This window comes from Herbidospora sakaeratensis, assembly GCF_001570525.1.
In the GTDB taxonomy this organism is placed as follows: Bacteria; Actinomycetota; Actinomycetes; order Streptosporangiales; family Streptosporangiaceae; genus Herbidospora; species Herbidospora sakaeratensis.
The window spans coordinates 57,204-73,310 of the sequence record NZ_BBXC01000030.1; the positions used below are offsets into that span (position 1 = coordinate 57,204).

Annotated in this window: 18 protein-coding genes; 10 read left to right on the forward strand and 8 right to left on the reverse strand. The window is 73.4% G+C overall.

Features of this window, described 5'->3' with window-relative positions:
- Nucleotides 1-22: 22 nt before the first annotated feature.
- The 5 genes from AW271_RS36990 (at nt 23) to AW271_RS37010 (ending at nt 6,923) form a co-directional block, all read left to right on the forward strand.
- Nucleotides 23-790 carry an MBL fold metallo-hydrolase gene (locus AW271_RS36990; protein WP_062342828.1) on the forward strand — a complete coding sequence of 256 codons (768 nt, stop codon included), beginning with the start codon at nt 23-25 and terminating at the stop codon, nt 788-790.
- Nucleotide 791: 1 nt separating this feature from the next.
- Nucleotides 792-4,061, forward strand: coding sequence for a CHAT domain-containing protein (locus tag AW271_RS36995; protein WP_062342830.1), 3,270 nt, complete (start codon nt 792-794; stop codon nt 4,059-4,061).
- Between the two features lie 17 nt (nt 4,062-4,078).
- On the forward strand, nt 4,079-4,684 hold the full coding sequence (locus tag AW271_RS37000; RefSeq protein WP_062342832.1) for a hypothetical protein: 606 nt from the start codon (nt 4,079-4,081) through the stop codon (nt 4,682-4,684).
- A 6-nt stretch (nt 4,685-4,690) separates the two neighbouring features.
- Nucleotides 4,691-5,341: an RES family NAD+ phosphorylase gene (locus AW271_RS37005; RefSeq protein ID WP_062342834.1), complete on the forward strand. Its 651-nt coding sequence runs from the start codon at nt 4,691-4,693 to the stop codon at nt 5,339-5,341.
- Between the two features lie 133 nt (nt 5,342-5,474).
- Nucleotides 5,475-6,923, forward strand: a complete 1,449-nt coding sequence (locus tag AW271_RS37010) for an ankyrin repeat domain-containing protein (protein ID WP_062342836.1) — start codon at nt 5,475-5,477, stop codon at nt 6,921-6,923.
- 109 nt (nt 6,924-7,032) lie between these two features.
- On the opposite strand, the gene AW271_RS37015 is transcribed toward AW271_RS37010, so the two are convergent.
- Nucleotides 7,033-7,761 (reverse strand): phytanoyl-CoA dioxygenase family protein, encoded by a 729-nt coding sequence (locus AW271_RS37015; RefSeq protein ID WP_062342838.1) that lies wholly within the window; start codon nt 7,759-7,761, stop codon nt 7,033-7,035.
- Nucleotides 7,762-7,818: 57 nt separating this feature from the next.
- Entirely contained in the window at nt 7,819-8,802 is a 984-nt protein-coding gene (locus tag AW271_RS37020; protein ID WP_062342840.1) for a radical SAM protein, read from the reverse strand.
- A gap of 97 nt (nt 8,803-8,899) precedes the next feature.
- Between AW271_RS37020 and AW271_RS37025 the strand changes: the two genes are divergently transcribed.
- Together AW271_RS37025 and AW271_RS37030 are read left to right on the forward strand one after the other, a co-directional pair.
- Nucleotides 8,900-9,223: a DMT family transporter gene (locus tag AW271_RS37025; protein ID WP_062342842.1), complete on the forward strand. Its 324-nt coding sequence runs from the start codon at nt 8,900-8,902 to the stop codon at nt 9,221-9,223.
- Nucleotides 9,224-9,237: 14 nt separating this feature from the next.
- Nucleotides 9,238-9,561 carry a DUF952 domain-containing protein gene (locus AW271_RS37030; protein WP_062342844.1) on the forward strand — a complete coding sequence of 108 codons (324 nt, stop codon included), beginning with the start codon at nt 9,238-9,240 and terminating at the stop codon, nt 9,559-9,561.
- On the opposite strand, the gene AW271_RS37035 is transcribed toward AW271_RS37030, so the two are convergent.
- Nucleotides 9,545-10,204, reverse strand: coding sequence for a response regulator (locus tag AW271_RS37035; RefSeq protein ID WP_062342846.1), 660 nt, complete (start codon nt 10,202-10,204; stop codon nt 9,545-9,547). The two genes, AW271_RS37030 and AW271_RS37035, sit on opposite strands and share 17 nt — an antisense overlap.
- Nucleotides 10,201-11,361 carry a sensor histidine kinase gene (locus AW271_RS37040; protein WP_062342848.1) on the reverse strand — a complete coding sequence of 387 codons (1,161 nt, stop codon included), beginning with the start codon at nt 11,359-11,361 and terminating at the stop codon, nt 10,201-10,203. The genes AW271_RS37035 and AW271_RS37040 overlap by 4 nt, the downstream gene beginning before the upstream one ends.
- A gap of 134 nt (nt 11,362-11,495) precedes the next feature.
- Here AW271_RS37040 and AW271_RS37045 point away from each other — a divergent pair, with 134 nt between their 5' ends.
- Nucleotides 11,496-12,122: a DedA family protein gene (locus tag AW271_RS37045; protein WP_062342850.1), complete on the forward strand. Its 627-nt coding sequence runs from the start codon at nt 11,496-11,498 to the stop codon at nt 12,120-12,122.
- Here the strand turns inward: AW271_RS37045 and AW271_RS37050 are convergent.
- The 4 genes from AW271_RS37050 to AW271_RS37065 are packed head-to-tail and all read right to left on the reverse strand — an operon-like array spanning nt 12,113 to nt 15,106.
- The gene (locus AW271_RS37050) at nt 12,113-12,580 is read right to left on the reverse strand and encodes a hemerythrin domain-containing protein (RefSeq protein WP_062342852.1); all 468 of its coding nucleotides are present in this window, start codon (nt 12,578-12,580) and stop codon (nt 12,113-12,115) included. The two genes, AW271_RS37045 and AW271_RS37050, sit on opposite strands and share 10 nt — an antisense overlap.
- A gap of 32 nt (nt 12,581-12,612) precedes the next feature.
- Nucleotides 12,613-13,401: an ABC transporter permease gene (locus tag AW271_RS37055; RefSeq protein ID WP_245653387.1), complete on the reverse strand. Its 789-nt coding sequence runs from the start codon at nt 13,399-13,401 to the stop codon at nt 12,613-12,615.
- A gap of 23 nt (nt 13,402-13,424) precedes the next feature.
- Nucleotides 13,425-14,183: an ABC transporter permease gene (locus tag AW271_RS37060; protein ID WP_062342854.1), complete on the reverse strand. Its 759-nt coding sequence runs from the start codon at nt 14,181-14,183 to the stop codon at nt 13,425-13,427.
- Nucleotides 14,183-15,106, reverse strand: coding sequence for an ABC transporter ATP-binding protein (locus AW271_RS37065; RefSeq protein ID WP_062342856.1), 924 nt, complete (start codon nt 15,104-15,106; stop codon nt 14,183-14,185). Before AW271_RS37065 ends, AW271_RS37060 begins: the two co-directional genes overlap by 1 nt.
- A gap of 221 nt (nt 15,107-15,327) precedes the next feature.
- Here AW271_RS37065 and AW271_RS37070 point away from each other — a divergent pair, with 221 nt between their 5' ends.
- Together AW271_RS37070 and AW271_RS37075 are read left to right on the forward strand one after the other, a co-directional pair.
- Nucleotides 15,328-15,741, forward strand: coding sequence for a ribonuclease domain-containing protein (locus AW271_RS37070; RefSeq protein WP_062342858.1), 414 nt, complete (start codon nt 15,328-15,330; stop codon nt 15,739-15,741).
- Between the two features lie 11 nt (nt 15,742-15,752).
- Nucleotides 15,753-16,107, forward strand: a 355-nt coding sequence (locus tag AW271_RS37075) for a barstar family protein (RefSeq protein ID WP_062342859.1), incomplete at its 3' end; no start/stop codon positions are given.

Here is a 16,107-nt window from a genome sequence, read left to right on the forward strand (position 1 = left end):
CGTTGGCCGCCACTATGGGGCGGTGAAGGTCCATCACCTCAACTGCGGCACGATGCGCCCTGCGGGCGGTTTCGCCATCGTCTGCCACTGCCTGCTCCTGGAAACCCCGCGCGGCCTGTGCCTGGTGGACACGGGGTTCGGCATCGGAGAGGCGTCCTTCGGCGCGCTGCCCGGCTTCTACCGCCCCCTGGTCCGCCCCGTCCTGCTCGATTCGGAGGCGGCGTACAACCAGGTGATCGCGCTGGGCTACGACCCGCGTGACGTGCGCGACGTCGTGGTGACCCACCTGGACGTCGACCACGCGGGCGGCCTGCGCGACTTCCCCTGGGCCCGCGTCCACCTGCACGCCCGTGAGCACGCCGCCGCGACCCGGCCGTCGACCTCGGCCGACAAGGGACGCTACCGGGCCAGGCAGTGGGCGCACGGCGTCGACTGGATGACCTACGACGACCGGGGCGGCGAGAGCCTGTTCGGCCTGTCGGCGATCCGGCCGCTGTGCGACCTGCCCGACCTGGCGCTGGTGCCGCTGGCGGGGCATTCGCGCGGGCATTCGGGGGTGGCGGTCGACACCGGGTCGGGGTGGCTGCTGCACGCCGGGGACGCCTACTGGTTCCACGGGGAGGTGGCCTCGCCGCCGCACTGCCCCCGGGCGTTGTCGCTGACGCAACGGCTGATCGCGACCGACCACCGGGAGCGGCTGGAGAACCTGGCCCGGCTGCGCGAGCTGCCCGCCGAGGTACGGGTGTTCAGCGCCCACGACCCGCACGAGCTCGACGTGGCGACCGCCTAGCGTGCAGTACGACTACCACGACGAATTCCCCCTCCGCCGGACACCGGCCGAGCCGGCCGGCAGCGACCGCCTCCGGGTCTGGGCCGCCATCGCCGACGTCCGGCTCCAGCGGGCCTACCTGCACGAGCACCCCCGGATCGCCGACGCCGCCGAGCCCACCGGAGGCGACCACCGTGACGCGGCGCTCCTGCGGACCGTGCGGGCGCTGGGCGGGAGCGCGGCCGCGATCGACCACGCCTACGCCGACGTCTACGGCGGCCTGGCCACCACCACCGCCCCCTGGCTCACCGATCTGGAGAACACCCTCGCCGGCCTGCTGGACGCCCGGCACCGGCTCAACCGCTCGCCGCGACGGGTGGAGGTCCTGCAGGCCGGGCTCGCCCGGCTGGGGCCGGCCGACGACCCCGCCGTCGAAGCCGCGCTGCTGCGGGAGCTGGCCGTCGCGGTCGCCGAGAACACCCGTATCCGCCGCCTGGACGCCTTCGAGCGGGCCATCGAGCTGGCCGGCCAGGCCGCGACGATCTTCGAGCGGCGCGGGCTGAGGCGGCAGCTCGCGATCACCCGCACCATCCTCGGCGGCCTCTACCTCGACCGGATCACCGGGCTGCTGCCCGACAACCACCGCATCGCCGCCGGCCTGGTCGAGGCGGCCCAGCGGGTGCTGACCCCGGAACTGCACCCGGTCGAGCACGCGGAGACCCAGGTGGGACTGGCCCTCATCCACCAGTACCAGCGGGTGGGCGAACGCCGCGCCAACCAGGAGCAGGCCATCGCGTGGTACCAGGACGCGCTCCGGGTCTTCACCGAAACCGGCTTCCCGCACGCCCGGGCGCGCACGCTGACCCTGTTGTCGTCGGCCTACTGGCAGCGGGTCATGGGCCGGCGGGCGCACAACATGGAGCACGCCATCCGCTGCCTGCACCAGGCCGCCCGCATCTGGCCCGGCGACCTCTACCCGGTCCAGAACGCCCGCGTCCAGCACAACCTCGCCCTGATGCACCTGGAGCGGGAAGCGGGCGGCCGAAGCGAGAACATCGAGCGGGCGCTCGGCCACGCGCAGCAGGCGCTGAACGAGTTCACCCGGGAGGACTTCCCCGTCCAGCACGGCCAGGGGCTGCTCAACCTGGCCGCGATGTACAACGAGAGACACGAAGGCGACCGCGGCGAGAACGTGGAGCACGCCCTGTCCGCCCTCACCCGCGCGCTGAGCGTGCGCACGCTGGAGGACTTCCCCAGCGAGTACGCGGTGACCCAGGCCGCGCTCGCCGACACCCACCAACGGCGCGCCGGCGCCGACCCCCGGGACAACACCCGGCGCGCGATCGCCTGCTACCGGGAGGCCCTGCGCGTCTGGACGCGGGAGGCCTCCCCGCACGACCATCGCGAGAACCTGCTGAAACTGGCCAAACTCCTCGCCGACCTCGGCGACTGGCCTGACGCCCACCAGGCCTACGCGGAGGCGATCGAGACCGAAAGGCTCCTGGTCGCGCTGGGCACCGGGGTGCCCGGCCAGGAGACGGTGTTCGCCGCCGGCGGCGACGCCCACGTCCGGGCCGCCTACGCGCTGACCCGGACCGGCGACCTCGGCGCCGCCGCCGACATGGTGGAGGGCGGCCGCGCGCGCATCCTGGCCGAGGCTCTGCGGTTGGACCAGGCCGACCCGTCGCGGATCCCGGACGCGACTCTCCGCGCCGGCTATGCGGCGGCCCGGGACCGCCTCATCGACGCCCAGCGCGAGATGACCGTCCCCGTCGCCGGCAGCGCGGCGGAGATCGCGCGCATGCTCGGTTACCGGTCGGCCAAGGCGGCGTTCGACCAGGCGGTGGCGGCCGTGCGGGAACGCACCGATCTGCCCGACTTCTTCGCCGCCGGCGCGGAGTCCGAGACGATCGCGGGCGCGACGGCGGCGCTGGGGCCCGCCGCCGTGCTGGTGTATCTGCTGGCGACGCCGTGGGGCGGCTGCGCCATCGCGGCCCGGGCTCCCGGCCCGGCTTTCGCCCTGCTCGACCTGCCCGCGCTGACCGACGACCTGCTCGCCGACCTCACCTCCGGGCTGCTGGTCGTGCATTCGGGGGAGTGCCTTCAGCGGCTGACCCGGCTGGGCCGCACGCTGCGGGACAGCGCCGCCGCCCTGCCGTCCTCGCCGCTGACCCAGGCGGTGCGGGCGGCGCTGTCGCGGCCGCTGTTCGGCGCGCTGGCCGACCGCCCGCTGGGGGACATGGACGAGACCGAGCAGGGGATCGCCGAGGAGACCATCGGCGAGGCGCTCGTGCAGGCCGAACTCCGCAGGGTCGAGCCCGCGCTCGGGTCGGCGGTGATGGCGCCGCTGGTGTCCTGGTTGCGGTCCCTGGGGGCCGCCGAGGCCGCCGTGGTGCCGTCGGGCCGGCTGGGCATGCTGCCGCTGGCGTCGGTCCGGGTCACCGGTGCCGCGACGGCGGCCGAGCACGTCCTGATCACGATCGTGCCCGGCGCCAAGGTCCTCGCGCGTCCCGCGCCGGCCGCGCGGCGGGAGGGGGTGGTGGTGCTGGGCGACCCGACCGACGACCTGCCGTGGAGCGCGGCCGAGACGTCGATGGTGGCGCGGGCCGCCGCGAAGGCGGGGCTGGCGGTCGACACCTCCGTGGGCCAGGGGGTGACCCGGGAGCGCCTGGTGTCGGCGTTGTCGTCGGGGCTGATCGTCAGCACCTCCTGCCACGGCGTCTTCGACCGGTTCGACGGCCTGCGGTCGGCGTTGTGCCTGGCCGGCGGGGAGCTGGTGACGATCGGGGACGTCCTGGGCCGGGTCGCCGACCTGCGCGGCCTGCGCCTGCTCATCCTGTCGGCCTGCCAGACCGCCGTCCTGGATCCCGACCGGGCGCCCGAGGAGATGCGGACGATGGCGGCGGCGATGGTCCAGGCGGGCGCCCGCGCCGTGGTCGCCTCGTTGTGGCCGGTGGACGACCGGGCCACCTTCCTGCTGATGACCCGGTTCGCCGCCGAATGGTTCGACCGCCTCGACACCGAAGCCCCGGCCGCGGCCTTCAGCCGGGCCCAGCGATGGGTGCGCGAGGCGACCCACGACCAGATCGGCGCCTGGCTGAGGCACAGCGCCGCCGGCGTGCCCAGCGTGCCCGGCGCGGGCGGCCTGGCGGCGCTGCGCGGACGCAGCCGGGCGCTCGGCGCCGCGCCGGCCCACCGCGTCGGCGACACCCTCGACGCCCTCGACGGGCCGGGCGCGCGGCCGTACGCTGCGCCCTACTACTGGGCCGGATTCCAGATCATCGGACGCTGACCGGAAAGGAGCGCGGGGTGGGTTTGCCCGAGGCCGTCGACGCGCTGCGCCGCCAGTGGCCGCAGGTGCTGGCCTCGCTCGAGGCGGACGCGGCCCGCCGGCTCACCGCGCTGAGGCAGGACATCGAGGCCGGCCGGCCGCTCGGCGGCCCGGCCGCCCTGGAGCTCGCCCGGATCCTGCTGTCCCTGCCCGACAACCATCCCGTCCGGCGCACGCTCCTGACGACGTCCACGCGCCTGGCCGGCGGCACGGGCCCGCCCCCGGCCCGCCAGGGCGCGCGAGCGGTGCAGCCGGAGGCCGAGGCCGCCCTCCTGGGCGCGCCCTCCTACAGCCCCCTCCAGGTGCGCCGGGCCGGGTTCGACCCCCACGACGCGCTGCTGATCCGGCTGGCCGGCCCCGACGGCGCGATCCGCCTGCCGGCCTTCCAGTTCGACGCCGACGGCGGCCCGGTCCCGGTCGTCATGGAGATCAACGAGCTGCTGGACGCCGAACACGACCCCTGGGGGGTGGCCGACTGGTGGCTCAGCCACAACACCTGGATCGGCGCCTCCCCCGCGCAGGCGCTCGGCCGCATGGACGACGAGGCGCTGCTGCGCGTGGCCAGAAACGTCATGGAGGACTGAGCGGCCATGCCCAAGGCGCTGCCCGGGGAGTGCGGCGGGGTGCCCCGCCGGGAGATCGTCCCCGCCGGGACGATCGTCTGGCGGCTGCACCGCCGGCACCGCGACCCGGCCGCCTTCAACGACACCGTCGCCGAGTCGCCGCTGAGCGGAGGCCGCTTCAGCGGCACCCCCGACTACCGCTACCCCGTCCTGTACATGGCCTTCTCCGAGGAGACCGCGATGGCCGAATCGTTGTTGCGCTCCCTGCCGTTCGAGAACTCCCGCAAACGGGTGGTCCCGCGGGCCGCCGTCAAGGAGCGCCGCCTGTCGGCCCTGGAGATCACCCAGCCGCTGACGCTGCTGCGCCTGGTCAGCTCACCGGATCTGGCGGGGGTGTGCCAGGACGAATGGCTGGTGCACTGCGATCCGGCCGACTACGACGTGACCCGCCGCTGGGCGCACTGGCTCCATGGCGGCAACCCGTGGGCGCAGGGCCTGGTCTGGTCGTCGCGGCGCAACCTGGGGGAGAAGGCGCTGGTGCTGTTCGGCGACCGGTGCAAGGCGCCGCTCAAGCCGGTGGACGCCGCCGGCTACGACCTGGACGACCTGCCCGGAACGCTCTGGCTCAACGACCGGCTGGCCGCGTTCGGCGCCGCCGTCGCGCTCCCGACGGCGTAAGCTGGGCAGGCGCTCAGGGCGCGACCGATCCGCGGGAAGGGCCGAGCCCACCTGACGTTCCACCCCTGCCACGGCCCGACCTCTTTCCCGGCCTGACCATGCGGATGCCAGGCCAGACGGAAACGAGGTTGTGATGCCCGTCCGCCCGCTGCCGGACAACCCGAGCATCGAGTGGCTGCGCAAGCAGGCCAAGACCCTGCTCCGCCGGCCCTCCGCCGACCTGATCGCCGAGTTCCATCCCCGCCCGCCGGCCACCCTCAGGCTGGCGGACGCGCAGCTGGTCGTCGCCCGCATGCACGGTTTCGCCAGCTGGCCCCGGCTGCGGCAGCACCTGGCCACCGTCGCCCGCTACTCCCGCTCGCCGCACCTGGTCGAAGCCGGCGGCGACCTGGCCGAGGAGTTCCTGCGGCTGGCCTGCCTCACCTACGGCGCCGACCGTCCCGGCCGCACCCGCGAGGCCGACCTGCTGCTGGGCGGCCATCCCGGGCTCGCCGCCGCGAACGTCTTCACGATGGCGGCGACCGGCTCGGCCGACGCCCTGGCCGGCCTGCTGGCCACCCGTCCCGCGCTCGCGCGGGCGCAGGGCGGCCCGTTCGGGTGGGAGCCGCTGCTGTATCTGGCCTACGCCCGGCTCGCCGCCCCCGGTGAGGCGGTCGCGGCGGCGCGGGTGCTGCTCGCGCACGGCGCCGACCCGGACGCCGGCTTCCTGTGGGACGGGCTGACGTCCCCGTTCACGGCGCTGACCGGGGCGTTCGGCGGCGGGGAGGGCGACCAGCCCGCGCATCCGCACGGGGCGGCGCTGGCGCGGCTGCTGCTGTCGGCCGGGGCCGACCCCAACGACAGCCAGACCCTCTACAACCGGGGACTGGGCGGCTCGTTCTCCGACGACGTCGCCCATCTGGAGCTGCTGCTGGAGTTCGGCCTGGGCGCCGGGCCGGGCGGGGTGTGGCATCGGCGGCTCGGCCCGACCCTGTCTGCGCCCCGGCAGCTGCTGCGTGAGGAGCTGGCCACCGCCGCGTTGCGGGGCGGGCCGCGCCGGGCGCGGCTGCTGCTCGCGCACGGCGCGGAGGTCGGCGGGCGCGGACGGCATCCCGCCTTCGGCGGGCGCACCCCCTACGAGCTGGCCCTGCTCAACGGGCACACCGAGGTCGCGCGCCTGCTCGCCGCCGCCGGCGCCTCGGCCGACCTGAACGAGATGGACGCGTTCGTCGCCGCCTGCCTGCGCGCCGACGCTGCCGCGGTGGCCGATTTGGGGCCCGAGGTCGCCGCGCGGGCGCGGGCGGGGTTGCCGGGGCTGGTCATCCGGGCCGCCGGGCTGGGCAAGACCGAGGCGGTGGCTCTGCTGGCCGGGCTGGGCTTCGACGTCGACCACCGGGAGCGGTCGACCCCGCTGCACGAGGCGGCGTGGAACGACGACGTCGCGACCGTGCGGGCGCTGCTCGACCTGGGGGCCGATCCGGCAATCACCGACACCCGGTTCCACGCCACCCCGCTCGGCTGGGCCGAGCACGGCGGCAGGGACCGGGTGGCGGCCGTGCTGCGGGCGGCGGTGGAAGGGCGGGAGCGGCCCTCGCCGAGCTGAGCGGGCCGCGTTCCGGCGGGGTGGCGCGCGGCCGGGTGGCGCCGGATGCGGCGCGGGCCGGCGTCGGCGGGCGGCGCCGGGGTGGGCGGAGCCGTAACGGAAAAGGGTTCTAGCGCAGGGCGGCGCCGAGCGGGCTGTCCTCGGCGGGGTCGAGGCGGGGGTCGAGCATGATCGGGAGCTGGGACATGAAGCGCGGGCGGGCGCCCCGGTGGGTCTGGGCGGCGTGCACCAGGAGCGGGTGGCAGATGTAGACGTCGCCCGGCTGCCCGGTCGCATAAGCGAGGGGGCGGTGGCGGCTGGCCTCCTCCAGGCGGGGCCCGTAGGCCATCAGGTCGACCTCGTCGTCGCCGAGCAGGGCGGCGGTGTCGCGCTGGGACCCGGCCCGGATGCGGGTGGGCGCGTCGTCGGGGCCGACCTCGGAGAACAGCGTGAGCAGCAGCAGGCTGCGGGAGCGCACGGCGATCTTCGACCAGTCGGGGGCGGCGTTGAGGTCGATGTGCCAGCCGGTGTCGCCCGCGTCGGGCAGGTTCGGGAACCGGACCGGGATGTTGCCGAGCGTGGTGCGGCCGCCCCAGCGGCCCGGACCGGCGATCTGGTCGAGGGCGGCGGCCAGCCGGGGCGAGCCGATCATCTGGCCGAACGGGCCGAACCCGGCCCCGTCGGCGGTCCACACGACGCTGCGGGTCCAGCCGGCCGGGTCGTCGGGGGACAGGCCGATCTGCCGCCACAGGATCGCCCGGGCGGCGTCGGCGACCTCGCGGGGGACGATCGCGGGCAGGTGCAGGAAGCCGTCGCGGGCGAAGGCGGCCAGATCGGCGGCGGAGAAGGGCGCGGACATGGGGGCGACGCTAGCGGCGGCCCCGGGCCGCCGACCACTCGATTTAGACCAGTCGATCTAGACCAGGGTGAGCTGGCGGTCGGGGGAGCGGCGGCGTTTCCACTGCTTGGAGGTCTTGCCGATGCCGTAGGCGGCGGCCAGCGACTCGACCTGGGCGGCGATGCGGGAGCGGTAGCCGGGCGGGGTCAGCGGCCCGCCGCCGTAGAGGTCGTCATAGCGCGGCACCAGGCCCGGGTGGTCGCGGGCCAGCCAGGCCAGGAACGGGTCGCGGGCGCCGGTGGGCAGCCGCAGCACCCCGGGCACGAGCGAGACCGCGCCCGCCTCGGCGGCGCGGCGGACCGTCGCCTGCAGCGCGTCGGGCGAGTCGGTGAGCAGCGGCAGGATGGGGGCCATCAGCACCCCGCACGGGACGCCGGCCTCGTTGAGGGCCGCGCAGACCTCCAGGCGGCGCTGCGGGGAGACGGCGCCGGGTTCCAGGCCGCGCCGCAGGCGGTCGTCGACGAAGCCGACCGACACCGCGACCGACACGCGGGTGACCTTGGCCGCCTCGCGTAACAGGGGCAGGTCGCGCAGGATGAGCGGGCTCTTGGTCAGGACGGTGAACGGGTTGCCGGCGTCGGCCAGCGCCTTGATGATCTTCGGCATGAGCCGGTAGACCTCTTCGGCGCCCTGGTAGCAGTCGCCGTTGAGGCCCAGCGCCACCGTCTCGCCCCGCCATTTGGGGGCGGCCAGTTCGCGGCGCAGCCGGTCGGCCAGGTCGGTCTTCACCACGATCTTGGTGTCGAAGTCGTCGCCGGTGTCCAGGCCCAGGTAGCGGTGGCCCTTGCGGGCGAAGCAGTAGCGGCAGCCGGTGCGGCAGCCGCGGTAGGGGCTGACGGCGTGGGCGTAGGGGAGTCCGGCCGCGGCCGGGACGGGCTCGATCGCGGTGCGGGCGCTCACCTCGTAGCAGGTGAGGTCGCCGAACTCGCGGGTGATCGCCTGCCGCTCGACCCGGGGGCGCGCGGGCCCCGGCTCGTGCAGGGTGGGTGCGTCCCAACGCATGACGACCAGTAGAACACGCATTCGACCCTTCTCGCCAGTCGAACGCGCGCACCGATAGCGTGTCACAAAAGGTGCAAATAACTCGAAAGGAACAGCTGTGGCGTGGATTTTCCTGGCGGGAGCCATCGTGTCCGAGGTGCTCGCCACCACCGCGCTGAAACTGAGCAACGGCTTCTCCCACCGGCTGTGGTCGGTCGTCGTGGTGGTCGGCTACGTCGCCTCCTTCGCGCTGCTGTCACGGGCGCTGAAGCTGCAGATGCCCGTCGGGGTCGCCTACGCCGTATGGGCCGGCGTCGGCACGGCCGTGATCGCCGCCATCGGCGCACTGTTCCTGGGGGAGACGATGACCCTCATCAAGGCGGGCGGCATCGCGCTCATCATCGGCGGCGTGGTCCTGCTGAACCTGTCCGGATCACACTGACATAAGGTCGAAGAGTGATCTTTCATCTCGCGCTGGCCTCCGACTGGGCCCGCGCCCAGAAGGACGGCGAATACCGGATCTCCACCCTGGGCCGCACCCTGGAGCAGGAGGGCTTCATCCACGCCTCCCGCGACCTGCCGCAGGCCCGCGCCGTCGCCAGCCGCTTCTACGCCGACGTCACCGAGCCGCTGCTCCTGCTGCACATCGACGACGCCCAGCTGGAGGTCCCGGTCGTGCTGGAGGCCCCCGAAGGCACGGCCGAGCAGTTCCCGCACATCTACGGGCCGCTCCCGGTCGCCGCGGTCGCCGCGGTGACCCCCTTCAGTCTCCCAGCGTGACCGCCCCCGCCTCGTAGGCGACGATCGCCGCCTGGACCCGGTTGGCCACCCCCAGCCGGGTCAAGATCGCGCTCACGTACGTCTTCACGGTCCCCTCGGTCAGCCGCAGCGACCGGGCGATGGCCTGGTTCGACAATCCGGCCCCCACCAGCTCCAGCACCTCGCGTTCCCGCGGCGTCAGCGCCGCCACCCGGCCCCGCGCCGCCGCCGCCCGACCCGAGTCGCGGTTGTTCAGCTCGGCGATCACCCGGGCGGCCACCTTCGGCGACAGATACGCCGCCCCGCCCGCCACGGCGTGGATGCCGGCCAGCAGCTCCCGCGGATCGCCCGACTTCAGCAGGAACCCGCCCGCGCCGACCTTCAGCGCCCGCGCGATGTACTCGTCCTCACCGAACGTCGTCAGCATCACCACCCCCGTCGCCGGGCAGGCGCGGCGGATCTCGGCGGCGGCGGCCAGGCCATCGAGGACCGGCATGCGGATGTCCATCACGACCACGTCGGGCCGGTGCGCCAGCGTGCGCTCCACCGCCTCGCGGCCGTCACCGGCCTCGGCGACCACGTCGATGCCCGGGTCGGCGTCCAGGATCGCCCGCACCCCGGCCCGGATCAGCATCTCGTCGTCGGCCAGCAGCACCTTGATCATGCCGGGGCCTCTTCGGGGATCCCGGCAGAGATCTCGAACATGCCGTCCTCCACCCGCGCCGCGAACGTGCCGCCGGCCAGCCGCACCCGTTCCGACAGCCCGACCAGGCCGGTGCCCGGCCGCACCACCTCGGCGCCCGAATCGACGTCGTTGCGCACCGTCACCGTCACCCGCCCCTCCCGCCGGGTCAGCCGCACCACGACCGGCGCGCCCGGCGCGTGCTTGGCCGCGTTCGTCAGCCCCTCCTGGACGACCCGGTAAGTCGCCCCGAGCGGGTCGGCGCCCGCCGGGTCGCCGTCCAGCGTCACCGTCATCCCCGACGCCCGCGCCCGCGCCACCAGGTCGGCGATGCCGCCGGCCCGCGCGTGGGGGAGCAGCGTGGCCGGTTCGTCCTGGACGCGCAGCATCCCGATCACCCGCCGCAGCCGCTCGGTCGCGTCCCCCGCCGCCTCCCGCAACCCGGCGGCCGCCTCCCGGTGCCGGGCCGGCAGGTCGGCGGCCATCTCCATCGCGCCCGCCCGCAACGCGATCAACGCCAGCTCGTGCCCGAGGGAGTCGTGCACGTCCTGGGCGATGCGCGCCCGCTCCCGCAACCGCGCCTGCTCCTCGACCATCGCCCGCTCCCGCAGCCGCCCCTGACGGCGCAGCCGCACGCTGCGCCCGGCCGTCCACGGCAGCAGGCTGCAGATCAGCACCCCCGACAACCCCGACACCCACACGTTCGGCTCCAGCGACGGCGCCGGCCCCAGCGTCGAGGCCGCCGCGCACACCCCGCCCACCACGACGATCACCCCGTACAGCCACACCGCCGGCCGGGCCCGCTCCATCCGCATCCCGGCCAGGAAACTCAAGGTCACCACCGCCGGGGTGAACCCGTTGAGCGGCCCGATCTTCGCCGAATGGTTCATCGGCCACAACTGCACCGTCGCCAGCGCCTCACTGGAGGCCCACGGCCCCATCAGCAACACCACCACCAGCGCCGCCACCGGCCGCGCCCGCGACAACGCCACCGCGACCGCGACCGCCAGGCACCCGGCCGCCACCGACACCACCAGCACGTTCCCCGACAGCGGCCGCCAGTCATACGGGTTGACCGGCGCGAACACCACCGGGACACACAACACCAGCCACAACGGCAGGTCTCTCAGGCGCGGCACCCCAGCACGCTACCCCGCGCCGCCACCGCCCGCCCTCATCCCCAGGTCGCACCCCACCCCTGCCGAAAGTCAGCCCCGCCGGGCGACCATCGCCGGGTCCGCCCCGCCCGGCCCCGGCCCTAGGGTCGGCTGTCATGACCGATGCCATCATGACCTTCCTGCACGACGTGATGACATCACCGTGGATCTACGCCGCCATCCTGGCCATCTCGGTGATCGACGCCTTCTTCCCGCTGGTGCCCAGCGAGACCGCCGTGATCACCGCCGGGGTCTTCGCCGCCTCCGCCGAGGCGCCCAGCCTCGGCCTGGTGATCGCCGCCGCCGCGACCGGGGCGTTCATCGGGGACAACATCTCCTACCAGATCGGCCGCGCCGGAGGCGCCCGCTTCCAGAAGCGCGCCGCCATCCGCTGGGCGCACGCCGCCTTCGAGGAACGCGGCGGCCTGCTGCTCGTCGTGGCCCGGTACATCCCCGGCGGCCGCACCGCCGTCACCCTCACCACCGGCGTCGTGCGCTACCCGCTGCACCGCTTCGCCTTCTTCGACGGCCTGGCCGTCCTGTCCTGGGCGGTCTACTCGGCCATGATCGGCTACATCGGCGGCGCCGCCTTCGAGGACAACCCCTTCAAGGGCCTGCTGCTCGGCCTGGGCATCGCGCTCACCGTGACGGCGGTCGTGGAGATCGTCCGGTACGTCCTGCGCCGCCGCCGCCCCGCCGCCCACGGCAGCGACGAGCGGCCCCGCGAACTCAGTCAGTCGTAGACGCGCAGGAAGTCCGGGGGAGCGGCCCGCCACTCCGGCAGGTCGAGCCGGTTCAGCGCCGCCACGATCGTGCGCTCCTCATAGGCGAAGTGCGAGGTCACGATAGCCGCCAGCCCCGCCACCTCCCCGGCGATCCGCTCCTCATCCGGCGAGTCCGCCAGCTCCGTCAGCCGGGCCAGGATCCCCGAGATCAGGTCATGGTCGCGCCGCAGCAACTCCAGCGTCGGGCCGAGCTCGGGGAAATCGGCCTCCAACGCCGGGAAACCCCCGGTGTCCTCCCCGACGTGATGGCGCTCCAGCGCCGTGCAGAACGCCAGGCAGTGGGCGCGCAGGTCACGGCCCGCCACCTCACCGCCCACCAGCCGGTCGAGCTCCTCGCGCAACCACAGGTGCACCTCGACGAGCTGAGTCCCGAACGCCGCCAACCGCCCAGCCGGGCCGAAATCAGAAGAAGACATACGGCCGACCACAGTAGCGGCCCTGGTAGCGGCTAGACCAGCAGCAGCTTCCCGATCCGCCGCGACGCCAGCCACAACCCCGCCACCGCCATCACCACCAGATAGCCGGCGTGCACCAGCAGCGTCCACCCCAGCGGCCCGACCGCCAGCCCCCGCACCAGCTCCACCGCGTGATAGAGCGGCGTCAGCGTCACGATCACCTCGAACGCCACCGGATAGTCCTGCACGGGGGAGAAGGTGCCCGAGAACAGGAACAGCGTGAACTGACCCGTCGTCAAAAGGTCGAAATCCTGCCAGCCGCGCAGGAACGTCGAGATCGCCATGCCCGCCGCCCCGAACGCCAGCCCCACCAGCGCCGTCGCCGGGAACGCCGCCAGCGCCCCGCCCGCCGACGTCAACCCCAGCACCACCATCACGACCAGGAACAACACCGTGTAGAACAGGCAGCGCACCAGCGCCCACGTCAGCTCGCCCAGCGCGATCTCCACCGGCCGCACCGGCGTCGCCAGCACCGCGTCATACGTCTTGGCGTACTTGAACTTGAAGAACACGTTGAACGTCGTCTCGGCCAGCGCCCCCGACATCGCCGACACCGCCAGCATCGCCGGCGCCACGAACACCGCGTAGTCGACCGGGCGCCCCCCGACCGGGACCGTCCCGACCAGCGCCCCCACCCCGACCCCGATCGACAGCAGATAGAGCAGCGGCTCGAAGAACCCCGACAACAACACCAGCCAGTAGGCCGGGCCCGACCGCAGCGCCCCCACGTTGCGGTTCAGCACCGCCCCCACCCGCCGCGCCGATAGGTTCCGTCGGGTCACCACCCACGCCGTCATCATCGCCGTCACACCGCCAACCGGCGGGCGAACCCGCGCATCGCGAACCAGCCGCCCGCCACCGCCCACGCCACCAGGCACAGCACATGAGCCCACACCGGCCACGGCGGCGCCACCCCCAGCGTCGCCGCCCGGCACACCTCCACCCCGTGCCACAACGGCGAGGCCCACGCCAGCCACTGCGCCACCACCGGCAGCTGCGCCACCGGGAAGAACACCCCCGAGAACAACGTCATCGGAATCATCACGAACCGGAACAACAACGCGAAATAGCCGTCATTGTCGATCCGCGCCGAAAACCCCATCACCGGCAGCGCCGACGCCACCACCACCGCCGCGCACACCAGCGGCGTCACCACCGACCACCACGACCGCAACCCGCCGAACACCACCACCACCAGCAGGAACACCACCGTCTGCGGCAACACCCGCACGACCATGAACAGCACCTGACCGGCCACCATGTCACCGACCCGCACCGGCGTGGCCCGCATCGCGTGATAACCCCGCGACCACTTGAAATCACCCAGCACCGGATAGGTCGTCTCACCGATCGCCATCTGGAACGCCGTGGACGCCATCACCCCCGGCACGATCCACTGCAGATAACTCACCCCGCCCAGATCGCCCACATACCCGCCGACCCCCAGCCCGATCGACACCAGGAACAACACCGGCAACACGAACGACGACATCGCCGACGCCCAGAACAACCGCCGGTAGAGCGTCAGATGCCGCTCCAGCACCGCCACCGTCGAATGCGCCACTAGTCCACCAGCGTCCGGCCCGTGAGATGCAGGAACACATCCTCCAGCGTCGAGCGCCGCACCAGCACGCTCAACGGCGAAAGCCCCCGCCGGTGCACCTCCGCCACCGCCGCGTCACCGTCACGCGCATACACCAGCACCCGGTCGGGCAGCGCGTCGACCCGCTCACCCACCCCGTCGAGCTTGCCCGCCACATCGCCACCGCCCGCGAACCGCAACTCCACCACCTCGGGCGTCGAATAACGGCCGATCAGCTCCCGCGGCGACCCCTCGGCCACGATCCGCCCGCCGTCCATCACCACCAGCCGATCGCACAACTGCTCGGCCTCATCCATGTAATGGGTCGTCAGCACCAGCGTCACCCCCTGCCGCTTCAGCTGATAAAGCCGCTCCCACAGCAGATGCCGCGCCTGCGGATCAAGCCCCGTCGTCGGCTCGTCGAGCAACACGATCTCCGGATCGTTCACCAGCGCCCGCGCGATCAGCAGCCGCTGCTTCATGCCCCCCGACAGCGGCTCGACCTTCCCCCCGGCCCGATCGGCCAGCTGCACGAACTCCAGCAGCTCACCCGCCCGCCGCCGCGCCTCGGCCCGCGACAACCCGAAATAACGCGCATACGTCGTCAGATTCTCGAACACTGACAAATCGGCATCGAGATTGCCCAGCTGCGGACACACCCCCAGCCGCCCCCGGATCGCCACCCCGTCACGCACCGGATCCATCCCCAGAATCCGCAACTCACCCGCCGTCGGCGGCGACACACAACTGATCATCCGCATCGTCGAGGACTTCCCGGCCCCATTCGGCCCCAGAAAACCGAACGCCTCCCCGCGCTCCACCGACACGTCGATCCCGTCGACCGCCGTGAACCCCCCGAAACGCTTCACCAGCCCACGCGCGACAACCAACGGTTCCTCAGCCACGACACCCGACCCTAGCCCCGCCCACCGACAAAACCGCAACGCCTTTTCGCCACCTGACAAACCAGGCACGAACCCGTCAAGCCCCACCAGAACCACCAGGACACGGCCACGCCGAAACCGCCCCTAACTGTTCACCCTCCCGTTGATCGCCTTACATTGCACTTGACAACACCCCAAAGTGATCATTCCGGATGACCGAACCCGCACCCCCAGGAGGCACCGTGCCCACCCCGCAGCGCCCCCACCTCACCTGGCCGGCCCGGCTCACCCTCATCCTGGCCACCCTCATCTCCCTCCTCGCCACCACCGCACCCGCCCCCGCCCACGCCGCCGTCTACAGCAGCTGCACCCAGACCCGCTGCGCCGACGCCCGCACCGCCAACACCACCTGGAAATCCAAGAACTACCCGACCACCGCCGGCTGGTACGCCTGGACCAGCACCCTCCACAACTACACCGGCGGCCGCCACTACAACCGCGAAGGCCAACTCCCCACCAACGCCACCTACTACGAATACGACGTCTACCCCCGCACCCGCGGCGCCGCCCGCGACGCCCACCGCATCGTCGTCAACCGCAACACCGGCGCCACCTGGTACACCCCCGACCACTACGCCAACTTCTACCGCCTCTAAAGGAAACCGCCATGACCGCCGCCCGCCCCCTGCCGACCTGGCTCACCCTCTCCACCGGCCCGGCCCCGGCGGTCATCGACGGACGCGCCTGCCGCACCCGCGCCGCCCTCTTCGACGAAACGGCGCGGGTCCTGCGCTTCCCCGACTACTTCGGCCACAACTGGGACGCCTTCGCCGACTCCCTCGGCGACGCCGTCCGCGCCGGCACCACCACCCTGCTCATCCACCACGCCGAAGACCTCCTCACCGCCGAACCCCCCGAGCAGTACGCCACCCTCCTCGACATCCTCGCCGTCGCCGCCCGCACCGGCCTCACCCTCACCCTCCACACCGACCCCGCACACGCCGCCCAGCTCCGCACCCGCC